This is a genomic window from Kitasatospora sp. CB02891, assembly GCF_002803145.1.
Taxonomy (GTDB): Bacteria; Actinomycetota; Actinomycetes; order Streptomycetales; family Streptomycetaceae; genus Kitasatospora; species Kitasatospora griseola.
Genome location: NZ_NNBO01000001.1, coordinates 1060807 through 1080289, shown reverse-complemented (window position 1 = coordinate 1080289; position 19483 = coordinate 1060807). Strand labels below are relative to the sequence as shown.

Below are 19483 nucleotides of genomic sequence, written 5' to 3'. Positions count from 1 at the left end.
GCCCTTCCCCGAGCACCGACCGTCCCGCACCGAGGAGCGACACACCCCGATGGCATCCGAGAAGAAGCGCCCGTCCCGCCGCAGCCTGATCGTCACCGCCGTGGCGGCGGCCGTGCTCGCGGGCGGCGGGGTGACGGCCTGGCAGCTGGTGGGCGGCGAGGAGGAGAGCCGTCCGCTGTCCACCGAGGAGGCGTCCCGACTGGCGCTGTCCCGGCTGAAGGTCTACCAGGCCAGCCCGCTGCGGGTGACGTTGAAGGCGCAGGAGGGCAACGGCATGGTGGTCGAGGTGCAGGGCGTGGTGGACTACCGCAGCAAGCACGCGGCGGGCAGCTACACCGTCAGCGGCAAGAACGGCACCATCGACCAGGGCCTGGTGGTGTGGGACACCGGCGGCCTGGGCCTGGCCAAGGCGCCCGCGGGCGCGAGCGGCCCGGCCTGGGAGCAGGCCGAGCACGTGCCGCGGGCCGGCTGGTCCTCGCGCAGCTACGGCACCGACCCGCTGGACGCCGGGCTCCAACTGCTGATCCAGCTGGGCGCGGACCGGCCCGACAACCCGCTGCTGCTGGTCCAGTCCGGGCCGCGCTGGCTCGGCCGGGACCGGATCGACGGCCGCGACTACGACCGGATCGCCGGCCCGCGCTCCCGCGACGCCGCCGACAAGGACACCGGCGCCACCTCGCCGATCACCTACTGGCTCGACGGCGACGGCGGCCTGCGCCGGGTCACCATGCGGATGGCCGGCCTCGGCACCCCGACCACCCTGGAGATCGGCGGTCAGGACGCCGGGGCCAAGCTCCCGGAAGCGCCCTGGGCGACCACGGGCTGAGATGCCGTCAGACCGCGGCGGGCAGCGGGTAGCCGTCCGGGTCGACCTTGCCCGGCAGGTCCACGGCGGGGACGGCCGGGGCGTTCGGGTCGGCCATCGACGGCTGCGCGGGCGGCACCGGCACGGCGTTGAACGCCATCCCCGGCGGGGCCTGCACCCCGGCGGCCCGGCCCGGCGGGACCTTGCCGCCGCCGCTCGCCCCGCACGCGGCCAGCTGTTCCAGGTCGGCGGGGCTCTGGGTGCCCGGGCTGTTACCGGAGAAGCAGTTGCCCGGGTCGACGGCCGAACTGACCAGGTCCACACCGTTGCCGGTGGCCCGGTTCCCGGTCACCCGGTTGCCCGAGGCGGGGTGCCCCGGCGGGTCGGTGACCACGACGCCCGCCGCCCGGTTGCCCTGGACGAGGTTGCGCTCGACCCGGTTGTCGGTGCCGCCGCCGATGCCGATCCCGATGCCGAAACCGCCGTCGGCCTGCTGCGGCGAGTCCGCCGAGTTGTTGTTCGCGACCACGTTGCCGGCGATCACCGCGGCGTGCTGCGGGGCCAGCGACTCCAGGTCGTTGGAGTTGACGGTCACGCCGACCCGGTTGTTCACCGCCCGGTTGCCCACCACGGTGAGGTTCTCCGAGGCGTTGGTGATCTCGATGCCGACCGCGTTGCGCTCCACTGTGTTGCCCCGCACCAGCGTGTTGCACGGCTTGCACTGGCCGACGTAGATCCCCGAGTCGGCCATCCCGGACGCGTACGAGTCCTCGATGATCCCGTCCCGCGCGTCGAACGCGTAGATGCCGTACAGCGCGTTCCCGTACGACGTCACCTTGCTCGCCCGGAAGCCCTGCACCGCCGGGAACCGGGTGGTGTCCAGCGGGTCGTACGCGGAGCCGCCCGCGCCGTGGCGCTGCAGCTTCTCGTCGGTGACGCCGGTGAACAGCACGCCGTTGGCCAGGAAGCCCCGCACGGTGAGGTTCTCGACCACGGTGCCCGCGCCGGTCGCGGTGATGCCGTTGATCAGCTTCAGGTCGCCGTCGAAGACCACCGTGTTGCGGTCCGAACCGCGCAGCACGATCCGGGGCTTGGTGATCCGCACGCTCTCCTTGTACACGCCGGGATGCACCAGGACGAGGTCGCCCGGGTCGGCGACGTCCACGGCCCGCTGCACCGTCGGGACGTCCTCGGGCACCTGGATCACCGTGCCCGGCGGGTGGCGGTCGGCGGACGTGGACGCCGACGAGGAACAGGCGGCCAGCGCCGGCAGCAGCAGGCCCAGTGCCACGAGGCCGGCCCGGAACCGGCGCGGACCGGTCCGACGGCGCATCAACGGGTGGAAATCATGGAGGAGTTGCATGAAACGTGTTCTATCGTCTCCAATAGCGGCCATGCACATCGAATCGGGGAACCCGCAGGACGCCGCCGCCACTGCCCGGCCCCGGATCGGCCGTCGGGCGCTGCTGTCGGCCGGCGCCGTGCTGGCCGCCGGGGCGGGCGCCGCCACCGCCACCGCCTTCGGTCGAAACCCCGGGCCCGCGCCGGCCGCCGCGCCGCCCGCCCCGATTCCGCACCACGGCGCGCGGCAGTCCGGCCTGACGTACCGCCAACTCCCCGCCACCAGGCTGCTGGCCCTCGACCTGCCCGCCTCCGCCGACCGCGCGGCGCTGCGCGGCCTGCTCGCGGGCCTCGACAAGGTGCTCGCCGCCGCGTCCGACGGCAGCCTCGCCGACCCGCGACTGGCCGCCGCCCCGATCTCCTCGCTGGTCGCGATCGGCCCCGCACTGGCCGCCCGGCTGAAGCTCGACGCGCCCGCCGAACTCGCCGAACTCCCGGCCTTCCCCGGTGACCGGCTCGACGAGAAGCGCGGCGGCGGCGACCTGCTGCTCCAGGTCTCGGCCGAACAGCCCTGGACCACCGGCATCCTGACGGAGCATCTGCTCGCCGCGGCCAAGCCCTTCGGTGCTTCGTCCCGATGGAGCCAGGCCGGCCTGCTGCCGCCCGTCCCCGACGGCGAGACCCCGCGCAACCTGTTCGGCTTCAAGGACGGCAGCGCCAACCCCGACCCCGCCGACCCCGGCCTCTGGCACTCCGACGGCACCATCCTGGTCTACCGCCGGATACGCATGGACAGCGCCGCCTTCACCGCGCTCCCGACCGACCGTCAGGAACTGGCGATGGGCCGCCGCCTCGCCTCCGGCGCCCCGCTCACCGGCACCGCCGAGCACGACGACCCCGACATCTACATCAAGCACCCCGACGGCTCGTACGTCATCCCCGCCGACGCGCACGTCCGCCTCAGCAGCCCCCGCCTCGACGGCGGCGCCCGGATGCTCCGCCGCGGCTACTCCTACGACGACGCCCCCGACGACCGCGGCCTCCTCTTCTGCGCGTTCATGCGCGACCCCGCCCTGTTCACCCGCGTCCAGAACCGCCTCGCCGGGAACGACGCCCTCAACCCCTTCCTCACCCACAACGCCTCCGCCGTCGCCTGGGTCCTCCCCGGCTCCCAGCCCGGCCGGCCGTTGGGTGCGGCCCTCTGAGCTCCTCGGTACCCTGGGGCCGCCGATCCGGGAACGTGCGCAACCACCGTGACGGCGACGGGATCTGACGGACCGAGGATTTGCCTGGATGGGGATGGACATGTCCGACAACGCACGCCTCTCCGGGGAAGTCCTGCTGGACGTCGGCAGCCCGGAGGAGTACCGGGCGACCGTCCTCCGATTCCTCACCGATGCGCTGGGCCGGATCGAAGGCCCGCTGAAAGCCCGCGTCGACGACCTCGCGGACGGCAGCGCCGGGCGGGTCCACGGCGACGCGCTCGTCGGCCGAATCCGGCTGTCCGCGGCCTCGTTGGAGCTCGGCGGCATGTTCCAGCACCGCCCGTACAGCCCGGAGAACCTCGACTGGCTCGCCGAACGGGCAGCGGAGGGCCGGACCGTGTACGCAGTGGCAGCCGTCATCGGGCAGGGCGGACTCAACGTCGAGGTCGTGTGCGACCTGACGGCATGGCGCGACGACGCCGACGACCGGTGGGCGGTCCTGCGGATGGAGACCCCGGACTCCGGCGCCCTGGTGGAGAGCATCCGCGCGGTGGCCGAGCAGGTGGACCCGGTGTTCGGATCCATCGGCCACGGCGGGGAGATGACGTGCACCGAGCTGGAGCACGCGCTGGGCCTCCGCGACCTCGGCGACACCTACGACGACGCCCGCCGGATCCTCCGGGGCTACGACTGGATCACCGTCGCACCACGGCAGTTGGCAGCCGAACACGGCGGCGCCGCAGCGTTCGCCGGCTCGGCCCTCTCCACCGTCGACGAACTCCCGTCCGGCGCCCTGTGGCTGGCCGCCACCGAAGAGTTCGCCGACTACCGCGGCTCGGCGGTGTGGGCGATGTTCGAGGCGGTGGCCCCCATGCTCCCGACCGGCCTGCCGACCCGGCGCGAGTGGCCGGGCGTGCCGCGGCAGGTGAGCCCGGTGGTCCTGGAGGACGCCGAGAAGTACGGCGCGACGCGGGCGTTCGATTCCTGATGGAGGAGAAGTGAAGCGCAGGCCGTCACGCGTCATGGGACTGCCGTCGTTCTTCGCGGTGGCGCTGCTCGGCTTCGGACTGATCGGCGGCTGCGAGCGGTACTCCGCGAAGAAGGACCACCCGGATGTGACGGGAACCTGGGTGGCCGGTGAGGAGCGGCTGGAGATCCTGCCCGATGGGCGGTTGGGAAGTACGACGGTCCTCGAGTCGTTGTGCCGCGCCTCGCTCGAAGGGTCCACCGCTGTCAAGGAAACCAGCGGTGGCACCTGGCAGTACAAGGAACTGCCCTCCGCAGGGCCGGGCATCGAGGTCGTCCTGCCGGATTTCTTCGGACCCGGCCGCGCGTGCCCGGTCGAACTGCTCTTCAGGATGTCGGGGAAAGCCGTGGACAGCCTGGCGCCGACCAGCGGGCCGCCGTCGCCCGACCGGTTCCGCAGGCAGTGAGATCTGCACACCGCTCGATGTGCCGGTCGGACGTCCCGTCAGGCCTGTTCGTGGTGGATCGGCCCCCTGGTGGCGGTGAGGGGCAGGCAGGTGCCGCCGCGGGTGTGGGCGACGAGTTCGGCGGCGATGGAGACGGCGGTCTCCTCGGGGGTGCGGGCGCCGAGGTCGAGGCCGATGGGGGAGTGGAGGCGGGACAGTTCGGCGGGGGTGAGGCCGGCTTCGCGGAGGTGGGTGAGGCGGTCGTGGTGGGTGCGGCGGGAGCCCAGGGCGCCGACGTAGGCGAGGGGGAGGCGGAGGGCCCGTTCGAGGAGGGGGAGGTCGAACTTGGCGTCGTGGGTGAGGACGCAGACGGCGGTGCGGGCGTCGAGCCGGGAGGCTTCGGCGTCGAGGTAGCGGTGGGGCCAGTCGACGACGATCTCGTCCGCGTCGGGGAACCGGCGGCGGGTGGCGAAGACCGGGCGGGCGTCGCAGACGGTGACGCGGTAGCCGAGGAACCTGCCGATGCGGGCGAGGGCGGCGGCGAAGTCCATGGCGCCGAAGATCAGCAGGCGCGGGGGCGGGACGTAGGACTCGACGAAGACGGTGGCGTCGCCGACCGGCAGGAGGCCGGTGCGGCCGGCCGCCAGCATGGCGCGGGTCTCGGCGACCACCGGGTACGGGAGCGGGAGGGCGCCGTACGAGGCGTCGGGGGTGACGGTGAGGGTGCGGCCGAGCAGGGCCGGCGGTCCGTCGACGATCCGGGCCACCGCGACGGGGGCGCCGGAGGAGACCAGGCGGACGGCGGCGTCCAGGCCGGGGGAGGTGCCCGGGACGACGGGGTGGACGAAGACGTCGAGGGAGCCGCCGCAGGTCAGGCCGACGGCGAAGGCGTCCTCGTCGCTGTAGCCGAAGTGTTCGAGGACGGGGGTGCCGGAGGCCAGGGCCTCCTGGCAGGACTCGTACACCGCGCTCTCCACGCAGCCCCCGGAGATCGAGCCGACGGCCTCGCCGTACGCGTCGACGGCGAGCGCCGCGCCCGGGCCGCGCGGGGCGCTGCCGGAGGCGCGGACCACGGTGGCGACGGCGAAGGGGCGTCCGGTGGTGTGCCAGGCGTGGAGTTGCGCGGCGATGTCCTGCACGAAAGGTGCTCCCTCCGGGTGGCTAGTGGACGCCGAGCCAGGACTTGATCGGGGCGAGGGCGAAGTAGACGACGAAGACGACCGTGAGGATCCACATCAGCACCCCGGGCTCGCGCCACTTGCCGGTGCCGGCCTGGACGACCGTCCAGGAGACGATGCCGGCCGCGACGCCCGCGGTGATGCTGTAGGTGAAGGGCATGACGACGCTGGTGAGGAAGGCGGGGACGGCGACCTCGCGGTCCGACCAGTCGATGAGCCGGGCCTGACTCATCATCAGCGAGCCGATCACCACCAGCGCGGCGGCGGCGACCTGGACCGGCACGATGGCGGCGAGCGGGGAGAAGAAGAGCATCAGGGAGAAGACGGCTCCGATGACGACGGAGGCCAGGCCGGTGCGGGCGCCGTCGCCGACGCCGGTCGCGGACTCCAGGAAGACGGTCTGCCCGGACGCCCCGGCCACGCCGCCGATCGCGCCGCCCGCACCGTCGATGAACAGCGCCTTCGACAGGCCCGGCATCCGGCCCTTGGAGTCGGCGAGGCCGGCCTCGGTGCCGACGCCGATGATGGTGGCCATCGCGTCGAAGAAGCCGGCCAGGACCAGGGTGAACACCGCGACGGAGGCGCTGATCGCGCCCATGCCCTGCGCGCCGAACGCGCCGAACAGGTCGACGTGGCCGAAGAGGCCGAAGTCGGGTGCGGCGACCGGCGATCCCGGCCAGACCGGCGCGGAGCCGCCCCAGTCGTCGGCGGTCAGGTCGGCGGCCTTGTTGACGATCATCGCGGCCGCGGTGCCGACCGCGAGGCCGATCAGGATCGCGCCGCGCACACCCCGGGCCAGCAGCACGAAGATCAGCAGCAGGGTGAGTGAGAAGAGCAGCACCGGCCAGCCCACGAGTTCGCCGAACGGGCCGAGGGAGAGCGGGGTCGGCCCGCCGGTGTGCACGAATCCGGCCTTGACGAAGCCGACGATGGAGATGAACAGGCCGATGCCGATGGTGATCGCGTGCTTCAGCGCCAGCGGGATGCCGTGCATGATCTTCTCGCGCAGGCCGGACACCACCAGCAGCACGATCAGCAGGCCGTAGATCACGCACAGGCCCATCGCCTGCGGCCAGGTGCTGTGCGGCACCACCAGTGCGGAGATCACGCCCGAGACGGACAGGCCGGCGGCGAGTGCGAGCGGCACCTTGCCGAACACGCCCATCACGAGGGTGGTGACGGCGGCGGCGAGCGCGGTGGCGGTGACCAGCTGGGCGTGGTCGAGGCGGTGCCCGGTGACGTCCGCGCCGCTCAGGATGATCGGGTTGAGCAGCAGGATGTAGGCCATCGCCATGAAGGTGGTGAGGCCGCCGCGGACTTCCGTGCCCACGGTGGACCCGCGCGCCGAGATCAGGAAGTACCGGTCCAGCGTGCCGCGCGAGGTGGGGCCGGGTTCCGCCGGGGTCTGTGCCATGTCGGTTCCAAGGGGTCAGGGCGTGTCGGTGAGGTGCTCCGGCCGCACCGGGATGCGGGTGAGCGCCTTCCCGGTGGCCTGCCGGATCGCCGCCACGATGGACGGCGTGGCGGAGACGGTCGGGGCCTCGCCGACGCCGCGCAGCCCGTACGGGGCGTGCGGGTCGGGGAGTTCGAGGAGTTCCACCGGGATCGGCGGGGTGTCGAGGATGGTCGGGATCAGGTAGTCGGTGAACGAGGCGTTGCGCACCTTGCCGTCCGTCAGCACGATCTCCTCCATCACCGCCAGGCCCAGCGCCTGCGTGCAGCCGCCGTGGATCTGGCCGACCACGGCGAGCGGGTTGAGCGCCCGGCCGACGTCCTGAACGGCCGTCAGTTCGACCACTCTGACCAGACCGAGCTCCACATCCACGTCCACCACGGCGCGGTTCGCGCAGAAGGAGTACTGGACGTGGCCGAAGCCCTGGCCGGTCTCCGGGTCCAGCGCGGCGGTCGGCCGGTGGCGGTGCACCCGGGTCTGCTCGACGGGCTCGTCGCCGAGCAGCTCGGCCAGCGGGGCGAGCACCCCGGCGGAGGCGGACACCACCTGACCGCCCGTCAGCGTCAGGTCGCGGTGCGTCCAGCCGTGCCGGCGGCGTCCCCGGTCGAGCAGCACCTCGCGGACGGCCTCGGCGGCGAGCTTGACCGCGCCGCCCGTCATGTACGTCTGCCGGGACGCCGAGGTGGAGCCGGCCGAGCCGATCCCGGTGGTGGCGGGGTGGATGGTGACCCGCTCGACGCCGAGCTCGGTGCGGGCGATCTGGGCGTGCACGGTGATGCCGCCCTGGCCGACCTCGGCCGCCGCGGTGTGCACCAGGGCGACCGGCTCGCCGCCGATCACCTCCAGCCGCACCCGGGCGGTCGAGTAGTCGTCGAAGCCCTCGGAGAAGCCGACGTTCTTGATGCCCACCGAGTAGCCGACGCCGCGGACGATGCCCTCGCCGTGCGAGGTGTTGGACAGCGCGCCCGGCAGCGCGCGCCGGTCGGACGGGTCGAGCGGCGGCGGCAGCGGCCGGTCCTTGGCGCGCTGCAGCAGCTCGGCGACCGGCGCGGGCGCGTCGATCGGCTGCCCCGTCGGCATCAGGTCGCCCTGCGCGACGGCGTTCAGCTGCCGCAGCTCCACCGGGTCCATGCCGAGCGCGGCCGCCAGCCGGTCCATCTGCGACTCGTAGCCGAACGCGGCCTGCACCGCGCCGAAGCCGCGCATCGCCCCGCAGGGCGGGTTGTTGGAGTACAGCGCGAGGGCGTGCATCCGGACGTTCGGGATGACGTACGGGCCGTGGCCGAGCGAGGCGGCGTTGCCGGCCACGGCGGCCGAGGTGGAGGCGTACGCGCCGCCGTCCAGCACGATCCGGCAGTCCGCGAAGACCAGCTTCCCGTCCCGGGTGGCGCCGTGCTCGTAGCGCATCCGGGCCGGGTGGCGGTGCACGTGGCCGAAGAACGACTCGTCGCGGGAGTACACGATCTTGACGGGCTTCCGGGTGTGCAGCGCCAGCAGGCAGGCGTGGATCTGCATCGACAGGTCCTCGCGGCCGCCGAACGCGCCGCCCACCCCCGCCAGCGTCAGCCGGATCTTCTCCTCCGGCAGGGCCAGCACCGGGGCCATCTGCTGCCGGTCCACGTGCAGCCACTGGGTGGCGATGTACAGGTCCACGCCGCCGTCCTCGGCGGGCACCGCGAGACCCGACTCGGGGCCGAGGAACGCCTGGTCCTGCATGCCGACCTCGTACTCGCCCGCCACGACCACGTCCGCCAGCGCCCGCACCTCGTCGGTGACGCCGCGGCCCGCCACCAGCCGCTGCTCGTGGCAGAGGTTGCCGTGCGCGCGGGCCTTGTACTCGTGCGGCTCGTGGACGTACCCGTGGGTCTCCGGATCCAGGCACTGCTGCTCGGTGGTGATCGGGGTGAGCACCTCGTAGTCGACGACGATCCGCTTCGCCGCCCGGCGGGCCGTCTCCGGATGGTCGGCGGCCACCAGGGCGACCGGCTCGCCCTGGTAGCGGACCTTGTCGACGGCCAGGGCCGGCTGGTCGGCGACCTCCAGACCGTAGAACTTGGCGCCCGGGATGTCCTCGTGGGTGAGCACCGCGTGGACGCCGGGGACGGCGAGGGCCGCCGAGACGTCGACGGAGCGGATGTTCGCGCGCGGGTGCGGGGAGCGCAGCGCCGTGCCCCACAGCATGTCCTCGTGCCACAGGTCGGAGGAGTAGGCGAACTCGCCCTTCACCTTCAGCGTGCCGTCGGGCCGCAGCGGGGACTGCCCGATGCCGTCCTTGGACGCCTGGTCGATCCGCTGCAGGTTCTTCTCGGCCTGGACCGGACGGGTCGTCGTCATTCCCCGCCCCCCGCCCCTGCGATGCGGGCCGAGGCCAGCCGCACCGCGTCCATGATCTTCTCGTAGCCGGTGCAGCGGCACAGGTTGCCCGACAGCGCCTCGCGGATGTCGGCGTCGGACGGGCGCGGGTGCTGGGCCAGCAGGGCGTCGGTCTGCACCAGCAGGCCGGGCGTGCAGAAGCCGCACTGCACGGCGCCCGCGTCCAGGAACGCCTGCTGGACGGGGCCGAGCCCGCCGTCCGGGTCGGCCAGCCCCTCCACGGTGCGGACCTCGCGGCCCTGCACCTGACCGGCCGCCACCAGGCAGGCGCAGACCGGCACCCCGTCCAGGTAGACGGTGCAGGAGCCGCACTCGCCCTGCTCGCAGGCGTTCTTCGAACCCGGCAGGCCGACCCGTTCGCGCAACACGTACAGCAGCGACTCGCCCTCCCACACGTCGTCGGCCTCGACCGGCCGGCCGTTCGCGGTGAACACCACCCTCATGCGGTCCTCCCCAGCTGCTCGCGGTAGTCGCTCCAGCACCAGGCCAGCGTGCGCCGGGCCAGCACCGCCAGGGCGTGCCGCCGGTACGCGGCGGTGCCCCGGACGTCGTCGATCGGATCGGCGGCGGCCGCCACCAGCTCGCCGAAACGCCGCACCGCCTCCGGGTCCGGCGGGTCGCCGGACTCCCAGGCCAGCGCGTCCGCCAGGTACGCCTCGGCCCGCGCGGCCCGGCGCGGCGTCGGCGCGGCCGAGCCCAGGCCGGTGCCGACCGTGCGGTCCGCCGGGTGCAGTGCGAGGGCGAACGCGCACACCGCGATCACCATCGCGTTGCGGGTGCCGACCTTGGAGAACTGCTGCGGGCCGTCGGCGACCGGGATCCGCACCGCCCGGATCAGCTCGTCCGGGGCCAGGCAGTGGCGCTTCACCCCGAGGTAGAACTCGTCGATCGGGATCAGCCGCACCCCGCGCACCGAGTGCGCCTCCACCCGCACTCCGCGGCCCGCGGCCAGCAGCGCCGGATGCGCGTCGCCGGCCGGCGAGGCCGCGCCCAGGTTGCCGCCGACACTGCCCCGGTTGCGGATCTGCGGCGAGCCCACGGTCCGCGCAGCCAACGCCAGCCCCGGCAGCGGAACGGACAGCTCGTCGATGATCCGGGCGTACGGCACGGCCGCGCCCAGCCGCACCGACGACCCGTCGGTGCTCCACTCCGTCAGCTCGCCGACCCGGTTCAGGTCGAGGATCGCGGACGGCCGGCGCAGGTCGAAGTTCAGCTCGACCATCACGTCGGTGCCGCCGGAGACCGGCAGCGCCCCGGGGTGCTCGGCCATCGCCACGAGCGCCTCGTCCCAGGTCGCAGGCCGAAGGAACTCCATGCGGTGCCTCCTCTCTTCGCCGGCGGACGGGGGTCCGGCGCCCCGGCCGGGGGTGGCCCGGCCGACCGCCCGGCGGGCACCGCGGTGCAGCCCGGCGGCGTGCAGGCCAGTGAACCGCCGCGGCCGGGGCCGCCGGCAGTCACCGATGGCACGAGGGCCGACGGTGCGCAGCCGCACTGTCCTGTACGTTCGTCCAATGTGGACGATCCGCAGGCCCACTCGGGTCACCCTGGGCCGTCCTCGCCCCGGAATCACCCCCACGATCCACCCGCAGCACCCGCCGCACCGTCACGAAGGGCCCCGTCCATGCGCGTCCGCGACCTGCTCGCCCCCGGCGCACCCCGACTGCGCCTGCTCGCCGGCGAGGAGGAGCTCGACCGGCAGGTCACCGGAGTGATGACCACCGACCTCCAGGACCCGGGGCGGTTCCTGCACGGCGGCGAACTCGTCCTCACCGGCATGCTGTGGCGCACCGGCCCCGCCGACTCCGCGCGCTTCGTGCGCACCCTGGTGGCCGGCGGCGCCGCCGCGCTCGGCGCCGGCGAGGTGGAGGTCGGCCCCGTCCCCGACGACCTGGTCGCCGCCTGCCGACGCCACCGGCTGCCGCTGCTCGCCGTCCCCGACGACATCGCCTTCGGCGCCGTCACCGAGTACGTCGGCCGGCACGTCTCCGCCGGCCGCGCCGCCGACCTCGCCGCGCTGGTCGACCGGCACCGGCTGCTGGTGTCCGCCGCCGGCGCGGGCGGCCTGGACGCCGTCCTCGACCTGCTCGGCGGCGACCTCGACCTCGACTGCTGGGTGCTCACCCCCACCGGCCAGGTGGTCGCCGGCCCCGCCGACCGCCTCGCCCCCGCGGACCGCGACCGCCTCGCCCGTACCCACCTGGCCGCCCAGCAGCGCGGCCAGCACCCCCCGCACCGGGTCCGCCTCGCCGACGGCGCCTACTCGCTGCTGCCCGCCGCCGAGGCCGCCACCGGCACCCCGCTCGCCGACTGGATCCTCGCCGTGGCCGGCGACCTCACCGAATGGCCCGCCAAGCGCCGCCAGCTCGCCGAGAACCTGGCCCGGCTGGTCGCCGCCGAACGCACCCGCCGCGACGACGGCCGCCGGCTGCGCCGCCGGATCGCCGACGAACTCCTCGCCCTGCTCCGGCGCGACGCCGACCCCGCCGACATCGCCCGCGTCCTGCACGGCGAGGGTCGGCCGCACTGGCTGGTGCTGTCCGCCGACGCCGCCGGCCTGCCCGACGGCGCGCTGCGCCCCGTCCTCGAAGAGTCGCTGCCGGCCACGGCCCTGGTCGCCGCGGACGGCCCGACCGGCGCCGTCGCCGTGCTGCCCGCCCCCGACACCGCCGTCCCCGCCGCCGCTCCCACCGACGACGTGCGCGCGCTGCTGGCCCCGCTGGAGGCCGGACTCGACGCCGGGAGCCGGATCACCGTCGGCGTCGCCGCGCCCGTCGCCGAGTCGGGCGGCCTGCGCGGCGCCCTGGAGGAGGCCCGGCATGCCCGCCGGGTCGCCGACGCCCGGGCCGGCCGGATACGGGTCGCCGGCCCCGAGGACCTCGCCTCCCACGTGCTGCTGCTGGCCGCCGTCCCCGACGAGGTCCGGCGGGCGTTCCGGTCCCGACTGCTCGACCCCGTCACCGCCTACGACCGGGAGCACCAGGCCGACCTGCTGCACACCCTGGCCGCGTTCCTGCGCGCCGACGGCTCCTGGACGCGCTGCGCCGCCCAGCTGCACGTGCACGTCAACACGCTGCGCTACCGGATCGGCCGGATCGAGGAGCTCACCGGCCGTGACCTGTCCCGGCTGGAGGACCGGGTCGACTTCTACCTGGCCCTCCAGCTGGGCTGACGGGCCGTCAGGCGGCGCTCCGGCGCCGGCCGCGGGGCCGGCGCGGGTACGGGAACAGCCGGGGCCGGCGCTTCGCCGCCACGTCCTCGACCCAGCCGAAGACCAGCACCAGCAGGGCCAGCAGCGGGATGCCGACCAGCAGGGTGAACCACTGGCTGGTCAGCAGCCACTTCAGGTGCTGGAAGAAGAAGTCGACGCCCCACAGCCGGTCGATCAGCGGGACGGCCAGCACCAGCGCCGTCACGTGCCACAGGTAGACGCTGACGGCCCGCGAGTTCAGCAGGCTCACCAGGCCGTTCCAGCGCTCCAGCGGCGCGGGCCACTGCTCCCAGGACGGGCTGATGTGCAGGAGCATGGCGACGAAGCCGAGGGACCAGACCGCCTGGGCGATCGGCCAGGCCTCGATGTCGGTCGGCTGGGTCGGGTCGACCGGCCGGGTCTGCAGGTACCAGAAGCCCGCCACCATGACCAGCGGCGCGATCGACGGCAGCACGTACTGCGGGATCTTCCGCAGCAGCCCCTCCTGGTGGGCCATGCCGAGGATCCAGCAGGAGCCGAACATGGCGAAGTCGTTGGCGGTCTCCCAGACCCGCGGATAGACGACGTCCTGGTCGACGAAGAACACGTTCATCACGATCACGATCGCCAGCGGGGTGCACAGCGTCAGCACCGGGAAGCGGCGCAGGGCCTTCAGCATCAGCGGCGACAGCAGCACGTACCAGAGGTACGCCCGCAGGTACCAGAGCGGCACCACCAGCTGGGTCGCCCAGCCGGACTCCAGGTGGCCGCCGAAGCCGTGCAGCCCGTTCGTCGCGTACGGCGGGGTGCTCAGCGGCAGCACCCAGAACGCCAGCTTCGCCCACCACCAGGTGGGGTGGCCGTCGGAGTGCGGGCCGCCGCCGTCGAGGACCTGGAGGGTGACCACGATCGCGCCGAACAGCCACATCGGCGGCAGCAGGCGGCGCAGCCGGCCGCGGATCACGCCGAGCGCGGGGCGGCTCAGCGAACGGGTCATCAGCGAGCCCGCCAGCGCGAACATCACGCCCATCGACGGGAACAGCAGCGGCAGCCAGAACCAGCCGAAGTTGTGGTACAGCACCACGCGGACCAGTGCCAGGGCGCGCAGCAGGTCGAGGTAGCGGTCGCGGCCGCCGGTGCGGGCGGGCGGCGGCGGGTCGGCGGGCAGCTCCCGGCGCAGCTGCTCGGGGATCCGCAGCCGAATGGTGTCGCTCATGGTCAGGCCTCCACCGGTGCGGCGGCGACCTCGCCGGTGCGCCGGAGCTTCTGCCAGCGCAGCCGGCCACCGGTGAACGCGGTGATCGTGGACTGCAGCAGGACGATGTACATCAGCTGCCGGTACACCACCTGCTGGATCGGCAGGCTGATCAGGTGCCAGGGCTTCTCCCGGTCGAGCCGGAAGGCGTACCAGGACAGCAGCGCCTGCAGCGCGATGAAGGCGCCCCAGCTGGCCAGCGTGATCGGGGCGTCCGTGAACAGCACGCCGTACAGCAGGAACAGGTCGACCAGCGGCGCCAGCAGCGGGGCGACCACGCCGAACAGCACCACCAGCGGCAGTCCGATCCGGCCGAAGCGGCCGGCCGGGCCGCGGGCGATCACCGCGCGGCGGTGCTTCCACATCGCCTGCATGGAGCCGTAGCTCCAGCGGTAGCGCTGCGACCAGAGCTGCTGGAGGCTGGCCGGCGCCTCCGTCCAGGCGCGGGCGCGCTCGGCGTAGACGATCCGCCAGCCGTCGCTGAGCACCGCCATGGTGATGTCGGTGTCCTCGGCGAGGGTGTCGTCGCTCATCCCGCCGACCCGCCGCAGCGCCTCCTTGCGGAACGCGCCGACCGCGCCGGGGATGGTCGGGATGACGTTCAGCACGTCGTACATCCGGCGGTCCAGGTTGTGGCCGAGCACGTACTCGATGTGCTGCCAGGCGCCGATCAGGCTCTCCCGGTTGCCGACCTTGGCGTTGCCCGCGACCGCGCCGATCTTCGGATCGCCGAACGGCTGGACCAGTTCGCGCACCGTGGACGGCTCGAACACGGTGTCGCCGTCCATCATCACCACGATGTCGTACGAGGCCGCCGCGACGCCGGCGTTGAGCGCGCTGGGCTTGCCGCCGTTGACCTTGCGGATCAGCCGGACGAACGGCAGGTTCATCTCCTCGACGATGTCCGCGGTGCCGTCCGTCGAGCCGTCGTCGATGACGATCACTTCGATCGGATAGTCACTGGCCGCCAACGAGTTCAGGGTGTTGGCGATGCACTCGCGCTCGTTGTACGCCGGGACCAGCACGGTGACCGGCCGGGTGACGGGCTGCCCCCAGGCGCCCTGCCGCTTGGAGCGGCGGGCGTGGATCGGGGCGAGCACGATCATCAGCCCGAACCGGCCGAAGTTCAGGAAGCCGACCAGGGCCATCAGGCCGACCAGCACCGGCAGGGTGTGCACGGCGACCTGGGTGGCCCAGATGAAGCCCTTGCCCGCCCACAGCTGGAAACCGTGCACCGGCACCGTCCCGGGGGAGGCGCCGAGCGCGTCGGAGATGGTGGTGAAGCGGTAGCCCTCGCCCTGCAGCTTGACGATGATCTGCTCCAGCGCGGCGACCGTCTCGGCGCGGTCGCCGCCCGCGTCGTGCAGCAGGATCAGCTCGCCCGCGCCCGGCGTGGCGGGCATCGCCGCCTTGACGATCTCCTCGACGCCGGGACGCTTCCAGTCGTCGGTGTCGCGGTCGATGAACGCCGTCAGGTAGCCGTGCGCGCCCACGTACTTGATGACCGGGTAGTTCCAGTCGTCCAGCGCCGCGGAGTTGGAGGAGTACGGCGGCCGGAACAGCGAGCTGTGCACGCCCGCGACGCCGGCCAGCGCCAGCTGGGTCTGCGCCAGCTCCCAGCTGATCCGGGCGTGCGACTGGTACACCAGGTCGGGGTGGGTGAAGGTGTGCAGGCCGATCTCGTGGCCGCCCGCGACGATCTGCCGGATCAGCTCCGGGTTGCGGGTGGTCATCGCGCCGGTCACGAAGAAGTCCGCCCGGATGTCGTGCGCCTTCAGCACGTCCAGGACCTTCGGCGTCCACTCCGGCGAGGGGCCGTCGTCGAAGCTCAGCACCACCGTCTTGTCGGGGATCCGGTAGCTGACCGGGTTCGCCTGCTTGTCCCCGCGCGCGTCGATCACCGGGCCGCCGTTGAGCAGGTTCTCCGGGACGGTGTCCTTGTCGACGGAGACGGCGATCCGGGTGTCGTGGAACACCTCGTTGGTGGCCAGCCCGCGCAGCACCAGCAGCGCCAGCAGGCACGCCAGCAGGGACAGCGGCATGACGAAGCGCAACGGCGGCGCGGCCAGTCGGCGCGGCCTCAGCAGGGACTGCCGGCGGCGCTGGTGGCGGGACAAATGGCGCTCCTGGAAAGGGTGGTGCGGATGGATCGGGGGTACGTGGCCGACCGGGTCAGGGGTGCTTGGTCGACTTCCCCGAGGGCGTCGCCCCGTGCGTCCCGGTGCTGGGTTTCGTGGTGCCGGCCGAGCTGCCCGGCCGCGGCGACGTGGAGCGGGTGGGCGTTCCGGACGAGGACGCGGACGCCGACGGAGACGCTGACGGCGAGGGGGACGGAGCGGCCGACGCGGCCGCGGCCGGCGCGGGCTGCGCCGGGATCTCCATCGCCGGGGCGTCCGCCTGAACGCCGATCAGACTGCCGCCCATCGCGACCGCCAGCACCGCGCCCACCACCGACACCGGCCAGCCGAGCCCGCGCAGCAGCCTGCCGCGCAGCCCGGACTCGTCGACGAACACCGGTTCGGGCAGCGGCTCCTCGGCCTCCGGGCCGGGTGTGCCGGGCTGGATCAGGTGCTCCGATCCGCGCTCGGAGGAAGGCATGGCAGAGCGCACCGAGCGAGGCCTTTCGGGGCAGGGAGGGAAGTTGTGAAGACCGCGGGAGCGTAACTCGAACGCTAGTGCACCGTCCTGGGACGAATTGGGCCCGATGTCCACTTTCGACGCGTTCCGCGTCAGGGTTGTAATCGGATCGAGACCCCTACCGGTCCGTACCAGGTTTAGACCTGTGTACGGATCGTCGATCACGGCCCCGATCCGCCCCGGCCGGGCCGTCCCCGCGGCGAAGCCGGAGGTGAGCACGGTTAGGATGACCGCCTCCGACCGGTCGTCGATCCCCGCGCAGCAGGCGTGTTCCAGCTGACACCGCTGCGCCCCAAGGAGTTTGTGTGCGCCAGCCCCGCCGCTTTCCGCGCCCTCGTGCGTGGAGCGTGATCACGCTGCCGACCCTGCTGTGCGCGCTCGCGGCGTGCACCGGCGACCCTGCCTCCGGTGGAGACTCCGGCGCGAAGGGCACATCCGCCGCCAGTGCCTCGCCGACGCCCACCGGGCCGCCGGGAACGATGTTCGACACCTTCAAGTACAGCGGCCCCGACGACCCCGCCTTCGCCGCGCACGGCTGGCAGGTCCGCGACGGCGGCGGCGGCCCCGGCATCAAGGACACCTGGTCCGCGGCCGGCGCCTCGTTCCCCGCCGACCCGACCGCGCAGGGCGGCCGGGCGCTGCAGCTGCGCTCGTCCACCGACGGCACCAAGCAGGGCACCAAGCAGGTCGAGGTCCAGAGCACCCGCACCAACCTGTTCCACGGGACCTTCGCCGCCCGGATCCACTTCAGCGACAAGCCCTCGACCGGCCGCACCGGCGACCACGTCGTGCAGACCTACTTCCCGATCTCGCCCGCCGACGACTCGGCGAACTACAGCGAACTCGACTTCGAGTACCTGCCGAACGGCGGCTGGGGCGCGCCGGGCCCGAAGCTCGACACCACCAGCTGGTTCAAGGCCGACCCGCCGGACCGCGTCACCCGCGCGGCCAAGCAGCGGATGGAGGGCTGGCACACCATGGTGATCACCGCCATGGAGGGGAAGGTCGTCTACTCCATGGACGGCAAGGAGCTGTTCACCAGCTCCGACAAGTACGTCGCGCGCGAGAAGATGGACATCCACTTCAGCAACTGGTTCATCGACCTGCTGCCCTCGATCACGGGCCAGCGCAGCTGGGACATGAAGGTCAACTGGTTCTACTACAAGGCCGACCAGGCGCTCTCCCCGGCCGACGTCCAGCAGGCGGTGGACGGCTTCTACGGCGCGGGCACCGACTACGTCAACACGCTGCCGAAGTCCTGACCCCGCGCCACGCGAAGGGCCCGGCCGCGCGTGCGGCCGGGCCCTCGTGCGTGCGGGGCGTCAGTGCTGGGCGGGGATGATCGTGGTCAGCCAGGTGAAGATGCTCGGGACCAGCTGCTTCCAGACGTCGCTGCTGTGCGGGCCGGTGGTCTCCTGCGTGGTCACCGTGGTCGGGGCCTTGGCCGCGGCCTTCAGCGCCTCGCCGCCCTCCAGGCCGTCGCCCTTGTTGCCGGTGACGTACAGCGCGACCTTCGGCGGGGTCTTGGCGTTCTTCAGGATGTACAGCGGGTTGGAGATCTCCTTCAGGTGCGGGTCCTTCGCGGTCAGCGACTGGCCCTCCGCACCCGGGTCGTTGTAGCCGGAGAGGCTGATGCCGGCCCGGTAGCGGTCCGGGTGCTCCAGCGCCAGCTTGGCCGCGCAGTGCCCGCCCGCGGAGTAGCCGGCCACCGCCCAGCGCTCGGCCGAGGTGTCGACCCGGAAGTTGTCCAGCACCATCTGCGGAACGTCCCGGGACAGCCAGGTGTCGGCGTTGACCTTGCCGGGCACGTCCGCGCAGCCGGTGTCGGTGGAGTCGCCCAGCAGGTTGGTGCGCGGCGAGACCAGGATGAACGGGGCGACCTGCCCGCTCTGCATCATCGGCTTCAGCTGCTCGGACACCCGCAGCGTGCCGTACCAGGTCTTCGAGGAGCCCGGCCAGCCCGGCAGCAGCTCGACCACCGGGAAGGTCTTGTCCTTGTACGCCGGGTCGTTGTACTGCGGCGGCAGCCAGACCAGCACCTCGCCGTCGACACCGGAGACCGCGCCCTTCAGGTCGGTGGTCTGCACGTCGTTCGGCACCTTCGGGTCACCGACCGGCTTGAACTGCTGGATCACCTTGGAGCGCTGCGGCTTGGAGTCGTTGCCCGGGGCGGCGCTGCCGCCGGCCTCGGCCTGCACGTTCGGCACCGCGCGGACGTGGTTGCCGGTGCCCAGCAGGTCGTCCCAGCTGCCGTAGATCAGGTTGGCGTTGTTCACCATGACGAAGACCATCATCACCGCGGTGATCTGACAGACCAGCAGCATCACGATCCGGGACAGCACCTGGACCGGCTGGGGCCCGCGGACCCGGCCCCACAGCAGCAGCGCCGCCGCGATGGAGATCGGCACCAGGATGATCGTCAGAATAAGGAAAGGGGTGCCTGTCAGCTGCATCGGGTCTCTCGAATCGGGTCGTCCGGCCGTCCGGGGCAGGGTCCCCCGGTTCGCACATCACACTTGTCAGACTGCGTCAAACACACGATCAGTTGCTGGCGACACCCGCAGAAACCTGAGAGGAACATCACGTTTTCGTGAGAATCCGCTGTGCGTTCGCGGCCTAGTCTGCCAGCTCGTTCGA

General features: G+C 72.9%; 16 protein-coding genes. 6 read left to right on the top strand and 10 right to left on the bottom strand.

Annotated elements, in window-relative coordinates; translation table 11 throughout:
- Positions 1–49 precede the first annotated feature (49 nt).
- Positions 50–826: a hypothetical protein gene (locus tag CG736_RS05045; protein ID WP_100584875.1), complete on the top strand. Its 777-nt coding sequence runs from the start codon at positions 50–52 to the stop codon at positions 824–826.
- A gap of 7 nt (positions 827–833) precedes the next feature.
- On the opposite strand, the gene CG736_RS05040 is transcribed toward CG736_RS05045, so the two are convergent.
- Positions 834–2168 carry a nitrous oxide reductase family maturation protein NosD gene (locus CG736_RS05040; RefSeq protein WP_232733788.1) on the bottom strand — a complete coding sequence of 445 codons (1335 nt, stop codon included), beginning with the start codon at positions 2166–2168 and terminating at the stop codon, positions 834–836.
- A gap of 31 nt (positions 2169–2199) precedes the next feature.
- On the opposite strand from CG736_RS05040, the gene CG736_RS05035 reads away from it, so the two are divergent.
- The 3 genes from CG736_RS05035 (at position 2200) to CG736_RS05025 (ending at position 4784) form a co-directional block, all read left to right on the top strand.
- Entirely contained in the window at positions 2200–3351 is a 1152-nt protein-coding gene (locus CG736_RS05035; protein ID WP_232733787.1) for a Dyp-type peroxidase, read from the top strand.
- Positions 3352–3451: 100 nt separating this feature from the next.
- The gene (locus CG736_RS05030; protein WP_157815416.1) at positions 3452–4339 is read left to right on the top strand and encodes a hypothetical protein; all 888 of its coding nucleotides are present in this window, start codon (positions 3452–3454) and stop codon (positions 4337–4339) included.
- 10 nt (positions 4340–4349) lie between these two features.
- Entirely contained in the window at positions 4350–4784 is a 435-nt protein-coding gene (locus CG736_RS05025; RefSeq protein WP_157815415.1) for a hypothetical protein, read from the top strand.
- A gap of 38 nt (positions 4785–4822) precedes the next feature.
- Here the strand turns inward: CG736_RS05025 and CG736_RS05020 are convergent, their stop codons facing one another.
- Genes CG736_RS05020 through CG736_RS05000 form a run of 5 tightly spaced genes read right to left on the bottom strand, consistent with a single transcriptional unit; the run spans position 4823 to position 11082 of the window.
- Positions 4823–5902 carry an XdhC family protein gene (locus tag CG736_RS05020; protein WP_100584871.1) on the bottom strand — a complete coding sequence of 360 codons (1080 nt, stop codon included), beginning with the start codon at positions 5900–5902 and terminating at the stop codon, positions 4823–4825.
- A gap of 22 nt (positions 5903–5924) precedes the next feature.
- The gene (locus CG736_RS05015) at positions 5925–7355 is read right to left on the bottom strand and encodes an NCS2 family permease (protein WP_100584870.1); all 1431 of its coding nucleotides are present in this window, start codon (positions 7353–7355) and stop codon (positions 5925–5927) included.
- A 15-nt stretch (positions 7356–7370) separates the two neighbouring features.
- The gene (gene pucD, locus CG736_RS05010; RefSeq protein ID WP_100584869.1) at positions 7371–9728 is read right to left on the bottom strand and encodes a xanthine dehydrogenase subunit D; all 2358 of its coding nucleotides are present in this window, start codon (positions 9726–9728) and stop codon (positions 7371–7373) included.
- Complete coding sequence (locus tag CG736_RS05005) at positions 9725–10210, bottom strand: (2Fe-2S)-binding protein (protein ID WP_100584868.1); 486 nt, start codon at positions 10208–10210, stop codon at positions 9725–9727. The genes pucD and CG736_RS05005 overlap by 4 nt, the downstream gene beginning before the upstream one ends.
- A complete protein-coding gene (locus CG736_RS05000; protein WP_100584867.1) occupies positions 10207–11082 on the bottom strand; it encodes a xanthine dehydrogenase family protein subunit M in 876 nt (291 codons plus the stop codon). Before CG736_RS05000 ends, CG736_RS05005 begins: the two co-directional genes overlap by 4 nt.
- 306 nt (positions 11083–11388) lie before the next feature.
- Between CG736_RS05000 and CG736_RS04995 the strand changes: the two genes are divergently transcribed.
- Positions 11389–12936 (top strand): PucR family transcriptional regulator, encoded by a 1548-nt coding sequence (locus CG736_RS04995; protein WP_100584866.1) that lies wholly within the window; start codon positions 11389–11391, stop codon positions 12934–12936.
- A gap of 7 nt (positions 12937–12943) precedes the next feature.
- Here the strand turns inward: CG736_RS04995 and CG736_RS04990 are convergent, their stop codons facing one another.
- The 3 genes from CG736_RS04990 to CG736_RS35940 all read right to left on the bottom strand — a co-directional run bounded on the left by CG736_RS04990 (position 12944) and on the right by CG736_RS35940 (position 16807).
- Complete coding sequence (locus tag CG736_RS04990) at positions 12944–14170, bottom strand: acyltransferase (protein WP_100584865.1); 1227 nt, start codon at positions 14168–14170, stop codon at positions 12944–12946.
- A 2-nt stretch (positions 14171–14172) separates the two neighbouring features.
- The gene (locus CG736_RS04985) at positions 14173–16263 is read right to left on the bottom strand and encodes a bifunctional polysaccharide deacetylase/glycosyltransferase family 2 protein (RefSeq protein WP_100585048.1); all 2091 of its coding nucleotides are present in this window, start codon (positions 16261–16263) and stop codon (positions 14173–14175) included.
- A 118-nt stretch (positions 16264–16381) separates the two neighbouring features.
- A complete protein-coding gene (locus tag CG736_RS35940) occupies positions 16382–16807 on the bottom strand; it encodes a hypothetical protein (RefSeq protein WP_157815414.1) in 426 nt (141 codons plus the stop codon).
- A 386-nt stretch (positions 16808–17193) separates the two neighbouring features.
- Here CG736_RS35940 and CG736_RS04980 point away from each other — a divergent pair, with 386 nt between their 5' ends.
- Positions 17194–18108 carry a glycoside hydrolase family 16 protein gene (locus tag CG736_RS04980; RefSeq protein ID WP_100584864.1) on the top strand — a complete coding sequence of 305 codons (915 nt, stop codon included), beginning with the start codon at positions 17194–17196 and terminating at the stop codon, positions 18106–18108.
- A gap of 60 nt (positions 18109–18168) precedes the next feature.
- On the opposite strand, the gene CG736_RS04975 is transcribed toward CG736_RS04980, so the two are convergent.
- Positions 18169–19254 (bottom strand): alpha/beta hydrolase, encoded by a 1086-nt coding sequence (locus CG736_RS04975; RefSeq protein ID WP_369879841.1) that lies wholly within the window; start codon positions 19252–19254, stop codon positions 18169–18171.
- Between the last annotated feature and the right edge of the window lie 229 nt (positions 19255–19483).